Origin of the sequence: Solidesulfovibrio sp. (assembly GCF_029978005.1) — a bacterium.
GTDB lineage: Bacteria > Desulfobacterota > Desulfovibrionia > Desulfovibrionales > Desulfovibrionaceae > Solidesulfovibrio.
This window is the reverse complement of sequence record NZ_JARKOZ010000107.1, coordinates 1-6,862: the sequence shown is the minus strand read 5'-3', so window position 1 is coordinate 6,862 and position 6,862 is coordinate 1. Positions and strand designations below refer to the sequence as shown.

General features: G+C 64.3%; 8 protein-coding genes. All 8 read left to right on the top strand.

Annotated features, from left to right (window positions below; genetic code table 11):
• Window positions 1-210: 210 nt before the first annotated feature.
• Window positions 211-1,041, top strand: coding sequence for a prephenate dehydrogenase/arogenate dehydrogenase family protein (locus tag Q1K70_RS12405; protein ID WP_300159978.1), 831 nt, complete (start codon window positions 211-213; stop codon window positions 1,039-1,041).
• Complete coding sequence (locus Q1K70_RS12400; protein ID WP_300159975.1) at window positions 1,038-2,456, top strand: anthranilate synthase component I family protein; 1,419 nt, start codon at window positions 1,038-1,040, stop codon at window positions 2,454-2,456. Before Q1K70_RS12405 ends, Q1K70_RS12400 begins: the two co-directional genes overlap by 4 nt.
• Window positions 2,440-3,009, top strand: a complete 570-nt coding sequence (locus Q1K70_RS12395; RefSeq protein WP_300159973.1) for an aminodeoxychorismate/anthranilate synthase component II — start codon at window positions 2,440-2,442, stop codon at window positions 3,007-3,009. Before Q1K70_RS12400 ends, Q1K70_RS12395 begins: the two co-directional genes overlap by 17 nt.
• A 117-nt stretch (window positions 3,010-3,126) precedes the next feature.
• On the top strand, window positions 3,127-3,936 hold the full coding sequence (locus tag Q1K70_RS12390) for an FRG domain-containing protein (RefSeq protein ID WP_300159971.1): 810 nt from the start codon (window positions 3,127-3,129) through the stop codon (window positions 3,934-3,936).
• Window positions 3,937-3,976: 40 nt separating this feature from the next.
• Window positions 3,977-4,360, top strand: a complete 384-nt coding sequence (locus Q1K70_RS12385; protein WP_300159969.1) for a HEPN domain-containing protein — start codon at window positions 3,977-3,979, stop codon at window positions 4,358-4,360.
• Between the two features lie 28 nt (window positions 4,361-4,388).
• Window positions 4,389-5,399 (top strand): anthranilate phosphoribosyltransferase, encoded by a 1,011-nt coding sequence (gene trpD / locus Q1K70_RS12380; RefSeq protein ID WP_300159966.1) that lies wholly within the window; start codon window positions 4,389-4,391, stop codon window positions 5,397-5,399.
• On the top strand, window positions 5,392-6,162 hold the full coding sequence (locus Q1K70_RS12375) for an indole-3-glycerol-phosphate synthase (RefSeq protein WP_300159963.1): 771 nt from the start codon (window positions 5,392-5,394) through the stop codon (window positions 6,160-6,162). The genes trpD and Q1K70_RS12375 overlap by 8 nt, the downstream gene beginning before the upstream one ends.
• A 1-nt stretch (window position 6,163) precedes the next feature.
• Window positions 6,164-6,784 (top strand): phosphoribosylanthranilate isomerase, encoded by a 621-nt coding sequence (locus Q1K70_RS12370; RefSeq protein WP_300159960.1) that lies wholly within the window; start codon window positions 6,164-6,166, stop codon window positions 6,782-6,784.
• Window positions 6,785-6,862 lie beyond the last annotated feature (78 nt).

Below are 6,862 nucleotides of genomic sequence, written 5' to 3'. Positions count from 1 at the left end.
CATGTCCGCCGCCCTGTTCGAGCTGGCCGGCATCGAGGTGGTCCTCGACAACCCCGGCTGCGTGGCCAAGTCGTTCCCGGACTTCTGGGAGAAATGGGAGACGATCGAGAAGTAGATTTAAGATGTGGGGCGTTGCCCCACGCCCCACCGGGGGGGCATGATGCCCCCCGGGCCCCCTCGATGGGGTAAATTTTATAAGTAAAGGTAGTTATGGCAGTTACGAACAACCCTTCGGAAGCACCCGCGACCGACGAACCCGACTTTGCCATCGCCTCCCTGGCCCTGGTCGGGGCCAGGGGAGGCATGGGCAAGCTCATCGCGGCGAGAAGCCGTGAAGCGGGCCTGGACGTGCGCGAGCTGGACCGACCGCTGACCGACGACAAGCTCGCCCCCGCCATCGCCGGCGCGGACATGGTGCTCGTTTCCGTGCCGGTCTACGCCACGGGCGAAGTGGCGCAAAAGGTCGCCCGGTTCATGGGCGGCCGGCAGATCCTGGCCGACGTGGGCTCGGTCAAGACGCTGCCCATCGCCGGCATGACGGCCCATTACGACGGCCCCGTGGTCGGCACGCATCCGCTGTTCGGCCCCGCGCCGGGGCCGGCCGACGCCCTGCGGGTGGCGGTCATGGACGGCCGGCCGGGAAAGGACGCCTGGGCGACCGGGGCCGTGTCCGACTGGTGCCGGCGCATCGGCTTCACGCCCTTTTCCTCCGACCCCGAGGAGCACGACCGGGCGGCGGCCTACGTGCAGGGCCTCAACTTCGTGACCACCCTGGCCTACCTGGCGGCCCAGGCCGCCGGCGGCGCGGTCAGCAACTACCTGACGCCGTCGTTCACGCGGCGGCTGACCGCCGCCGAGAAGCTCATCACCAAGGACGCGGCGCTCTTCGCCGCGCTTTTCGAGGCCAATCCGTACAGCCACGAGGCCGTGCGCAATTTCCGCAGCTTCCTCAATCTCGCCGTGGGCGGCGACGTGGACCTGCTCGTTCGCCGCGCCGAGGCCTGGTGGACCGCCGAGACGGCAAAAAAGGACAATCCATGAGCGCGATTTCGCTACGGCAGGAAGGGACGTGGCTGCCGGCCGACGTCCAGACGCCCATCAGCCTCTTTCTCGGGCTCGTGGGCGAACGGCCCGGCATCCTTCTGGAAAGCGCCGAGGTGGACGGCCGGCTCGGCCGCTACAGCCTCATCGCCTGGGATTTCCGGCTGCGTCTGCGCTTAAAGGATGGCCGGCTCGACGTGAGCGTGCGCGACCCGCGCCTGGCCGGCCTGGAAAAGCACCATGGACAAGGCTTCATGGAAGGCATGCGCGGCATCATGGCCGATCTGACCGTCCTGCCGCCCGAGGGCTTCTCCGACGTGCCGCCCATCACCCGGTCCCTGGTCGGCTATTTCGGCTACGGCGTCGCCGGCATCCTGGAGCCCAAGCTGGCCCCGGTGCTGCCGCCGGACGAGGCCGAGTTCTGCCTGGTGCTGCCCGGGCGGGTGGTGCTCTTCGACCACGTCAAGCACCGTTGCCTGCACCTGTCGCTGGACGAAGGCAAGAAGGCCAAGATCGACTACAGCAACATCTTCGCGCCCATGGAGCGCCCCGAGATCGGCCGGGTGGTCAACTGCCCCGACGCCGCGGGCTACATGGACGCCGTGGCCAAGTGCAAGGAGATGATCCGCGCCGGCGAATGCATCCAGACGGTGCTCTCCACGCAGTTTTCCGCGCCCTTTTCCGGCAACCCCTTCGTGCTCTACCGGCGCCTGCGGCAGGTCAATCCCTCGCCCTACATGTTCTTCATGCGCCTGCCGCGCGTGACGCTTCTCGGCTCCTCGCCGGAGCTGCTCATCCGCTGCCGCGACGGCGAGCTGACCACCTGCCCCATCGCCGGCACCCGGCCGCGCGGCAAAACGCCCGAGCAGGACGACCGGCTGGCCGAGGAGCTCCTCGCCGACCCCAAGGAACGCGCCGAACACGTCATGCTGGTGGACCTGGGGCGCAACGACCTCGGCCGCATGGCCGGCCCGGGCACGGTGAAGGTGGAGAAGTTCATGGAGGTGGAGAAGTTCTCCCACGTCATGCACATCGTCTCCTACGTGACGGCCAAGCTCAAAGACGGCCTCGACGCCCTGGACGTGCTGCAATGCGCCTTTCCGGCCGGCACGCTCTCCGGCGCGCCCAAGGTGCGGGCCATGCAGATGATCGCCGAACTGGAACAGCATCTGCCGCGCGGCCCCTACGCCGGCTGCATCGGCTGGATCGGCCTGGACGAGGGCCGCGTGAACCTGGACACGGGCATCACCATCCGAAGCCTGTGGATCCGCGACGGCATGGTCGCCTGGCAGGCCGGCGCGGGCATCGTCTACGATTCCGACCCGGCCAAGGAATGGACGGAATGTCAGAACAAGGCCCGGGTGATCGCGGAAGTGCTGGCGGCCAAGGAGGACGGCGATGTTTTTACTTATTGACAACTTCGATTCCTTCACCTTCAACGTGGTGCAGGCGTTCCAGCAGCTTGGCCGCGACCCGGTGGTGAAGAAGAACGACGATCCGTCGATCCTGGAACTGGCCGGCTCGGGCAAGTTGGAGATGGTGTGCATTTCCCCGGGGCCGAGCAACCCGGTCAATGCGGGGCTGTGCCTGCGCTTCCTGGAGCATCTGCCCAAGGAGATTCCGGTCTTCGGCATTTGCCTGGGCCATCAGATCCTGGGCCATTTCGCCGGCGCGCCCGTGGTCGTGGCCGACCGCATCATGCACGGCAAGACGTCGGACGTGCACCACCGCGAGACCGGGCTTTTCGACGGCCTGCCCAACCCCTTCGAGGTCTGTCGCTACCACTCCCTGCTGGTCATGGCCGGCAAGGCCCCGGACAAGCTCGAGATCACGGCCTGGACCGAGCGCAACGAGGTCATGGGGCTGCGCTACCGCGACCGTCCCTGGGTCGGCGTGCAGTTCCACCCGGAGTCGGTGTTCACGCCGGACGGGATGCAGCTGATCGCGAATTTTCCGGACAAAATTTGATGAAAGCAATCGGTACGGCCAAAGCGACAGTAAAATCGTGACGCAAGGACTCTCGCTTTGGCCGTCAGCAGATACATTCAAAACATGTAACTACAAACAACTTCCCGAACGCATGCCATGATAAACATCTCAAATAATACAGAAATAACGTCTCTGTCACAGCTTCTTGAAGTGGTATTTCATAGATATAAAAAAAAGTGGTACAGAGGAGAGTCCTCAGATTTTGGCGAACTCAAACTTATTCCGTCCATCTTTAGACAACAAAAATACAATGAAAAATTTCTTTTTCACAGTTTTAAATGCAGACACTACGAGAAATACTATCATTACAACGACTTCCAATGGCTCTGTCTCATGCAACACTACGATCTTCCAACAAGATTACTCGACTGGACAACAAATCCACTAATCTCATTATACTTCGCAACACAACTCACAAAGCAGGATGGCTTTATTTATATAATGGACCCAGCCGACCTCAACCTCAGAAGCGAGAGCAAGGGAAGAGGACTTTATTTATCAAGCAATCCACTTGTTGAAATAAGAGTTGCCATGATACACACCGACAAAAACCGCGACGAATTATACAGGAGTAAAACTTTTAATCTGTATCCGTCATTCAAGAAAGAAGAATTGAAAAAACATTTATTTAAATATTTCGATTACTCTATAGCCATATCGCCTGAAATTATGAACAGCAGAATGCTTGCGCAATCATGCTGTTTTACAATATCTGGCGGCATCGCTACAAAACTTAGCAAACACCTTTCCATTGGCGATATTGCAAATATTGAGGTCATTAAAATTCCATATTCGGCAAAGAAGAACATCAGAAACCAACTTGATCAACTTTCAATTCACCAAGGCACACTATTCCCAGAAATCGAATACACCTCAAAACATCTAAAAGAATTATTAGCCGAATAAACATCACGTGTTACACATACAAAGCAAAGGAACCATCACCTTGAACACCGTCCCCGCCCTGCTCGAAAAAGCCAAGGAAAGCCTGCGCGCCGCGCGGCTGCTCGCCTCGGAAGGCCTTTTCGACTGCGCCATGAGCCGCGCCTATTTCATCATGCACTACGTGGCCGAGGCGTTCCTTTTGACCATCAAGCTCGACGTCCACCACCCCGACGCCGTGGTGGACGCCTTCGGCCAGCGCTTCGCCTATACCAACGTGCTGCCGCCCGTGTTCCACCGCTGGCTCCTGGAAGCCGAGGAACTGCGCAACCGCGCCGACTTCGAAACCAATCTCTGCATCACCCCGGACGCCGTGGCCGAACAGATCGACCGGGCCAGGGCCTTCCTCAACATGGCGCGCGAGGAACTGGCCGAGTCCCTGCGTTAAACGCCCACGCGCCACAAGGAGCACCACCGTGGAAAAACATGTCGAATGCCTGGAACTGCTCGCCATAGGCAAGGACCTGCCCAAGGAACTGGCCACCTACGCCTTCCGGGCCATGTACACCGGGGAAATGCCCGCCTCGTGCGTGGGCGCGTTCCTCATGGGCTTAAAGACCAAGGGCGAATGCGCCGTGGAGATCGCCGCCGGCGTGACCACCGCCCTGGAGGAAGCCCGGCTCGTCACCGGCCTTACCGGCGCGCGCATCGACACCTGCGGCACGGGCGGCGACAACACCTGCTCGTTCAACTGCTCCACCGCCGTGGCCCTGTACCTCGCCGCCATGGGCCACAAGGTCGTCAAGCACGGCAACCGCGCCGTGTCCAGCTCCTGCGGCAGCGCCGACGCCGTGGAAGCCCTGGGCTTCCCCCTCATCGTCGAGCCCGACCACGCCGCCGCCGAACTCGACCGGCACAACTTCGTCTTCCTCTTCGCCCCCAACTACCACCCGGCCTTCAAGCGCATCGGCCCCATCCGCAAGGAACTGGGCGTGCGGTCGCTGTTCAACCTCATGGGGCCGCTCCTCAATCCCGCCCGGCCCACCCACCAGCTCCTGGGCGTGCCCACGGCGCGCCACGTGCGCCTCATGGCCGAGGTGCTGGCCCTGACCGGCCTGCCCTGCGGCGCGGTCATCCACGGCGCGGGCGGCTTCGACGAACTGACCCCCTTCGGCCCGGCCACGGTCTGCTGGCTGCGCGACGGCTGGCTCAAAAACGACCGCATCGACCCGGAAAGCCTGGGCATCCCGACCCACAAGCCGGCCGACGTGGTCGTCTCCGGCCGCGACGAGGCCGTGGCCGTCCTTCGCGACGTGCTGGCCGGCCAGGGCAACCAGGCCATGCTGGACATGGTGGCGCTCAACCTCGGCTGCGCCCTGCACCTGCTGGAGGACAACCTGTCCCTCAAACAGGGCGTCGCCAAGGCCCGCGACGCCATCGGTTCCGGCGCGGCCGCGAAATTCTTCAAGGACGTCCTCCATGCTTGAGAAGTTCCGCGCCGCCCAGGCCCCGGCCATACGCCGCCTCAAGGAGCTCGAGGCGACGGAGCGGCTGCCCCTGCCCTACGCCGGCAAGCGGCCGCCCTTTTCCGACGCCCTGCTGGCCGGCGCGCCCGTGGCCATCGTCGCCGAATACAAGCGGGCCTCGCCCTCGGCCGGCGACATCAACCTGGGCCGCACGCCCGAAGACATCGCCGCCCTGTACGCCGCCTCGGGCGCGGCGGCCATCTCGGTGTTGACGGAAGAGACCTACTTCAAAGGGTCGCTGGACTACCTGGAAACCATGAGCGCCGCGGGCCTGCCCCTGCTGCGCAAGGACTTCCTGCTCCACCCGCTCCAGGTGGTGGAGACCGCCGCCACCAAGGCCTCGGCGCTGCTCCTCATCGTGCGCATGCTCACCGACGAGGAGCTTTCGGAAATGCTGCGCCTGACCTACGACGCCGGGCTCGAAGCCGTGGTCGAGGTCTTCGACGAGGCCGACCTCGCCCGGGCCGAGGCCGCCGGCGCGCGCATCATCCAGGTCAACAGCCGTGACCTGGACAGGCTGACGACGGACCTCGGCGTGGCCCGGCGCATGGCCGCGAAAAAACGCCCCGGCCGCATCTGGATCGCCGCCAGCGGCATCACCGCCCGGGCCGACGTCCTCAACATGGCCTCGCTCGGGTACAACGCCGTGCTCGTCGGCACCTCCCTCATGCGCGAGGACGACCCCGGCCTGGCCCTGGCCCGGCTCGCCGGAAAGGCGGCCTGACATGGCGGATCTGCTGGTCAAAATCTGCGGCATGACCCGCGCCGAGGACGTCGTCGGTTGCGCCGAGGCCGGAGCGGACCTGCTCGGCTTCATCTTCGCCGCCAAAAGCCCCCGCCGGCTGACCGTGGCCCAGGCCGCCGCCCTGCCGCGCACCGGCGCCAGGCGCGTCGGCGTCTTCGTCGAGCAGACCCTGGACGAAGTGCTGGCGGCCATGGACGCGGCCGAGCTCGACTTCGCCCAGCTCCACGGCGGCCAGACCCCGGATTTCTGCCGCGCCGTGGGGCGAGAGCGCGTCATCCGCGCCTTCTGGCCCCAGAAGCACGCCGACACCGCCGCCCTGGCCGCCGAGGTGGAACGCTTCGCCGGCGCAATCCGCTACGCCCTGCTCGACGCCGGCTCCAGCGGCGGCGGCCACGGCGTGTCGCTGCCGTTCGCCTCCCTGGCCGCATTTTCCCCGTCCATGCCCTGGCTCCTGGCCGGCGGCCTCGGCCCGCACAACGTGGCCGAAGCCGTGGCCCAGGCCAGGCCCCACGGCCTCGACCTCAACTCCGGCGTCGAGTCTTCCCCGGGACTCAAGGAGCTGGCCAAAGTCCGGAGGTCCCTTTGGGCCGTGAAGGGATGAAGAAAAGACGAAGACTGGGGCGCTGCCCCAGGCCCCGCCGGGGGGCATGATGCCCCCCGGACCCCCTCGCCGGTTGGA

Bases quoted from the DNA above. Each gene is read 5' to 3' on its own strand.
- Q1K70_RS12405 (WP_300159978.1), top strand. From the start codon at position 211: ATGGCAGTTACGAACAACCCTTCGGAAGCACCCGCGACCGACGAACCC.
- Q1K70_RS12400 (WP_300159975.1), top strand. From the start codon at position 1,038: ATGAGCGCGATTTCGCTACGGCAGGAAGGGACGTGGCTGCCGGCCGAC.
- Q1K70_RS12395 (WP_300159973.1), top strand. From the start codon at position 2,440: ATGTTTTTACTTATTGACAACTTCGATTCCTTCACCTTCAACGTGGTG.
- Q1K70_RS12390 (WP_300159971.1), top strand. From the start codon at position 3,127: ATGATAAACATCTCAAATAATACAGAAATAACGTCTCTGTCACAGCTT.
- Q1K70_RS12375 (WP_300159963.1), top strand. From the start codon at position 5,392: ATGCTTGAGAAGTTCCGCGCCGCCCAGGCCCCGGCCATACGCCGCCTC.
- Q1K70_RS12370 (WP_300159960.1), top strand. From the start codon at position 6,164: ATGGCGGATCTGCTGGTCAAAATCTGCGGCATGACCCGCGCCGAGGAC.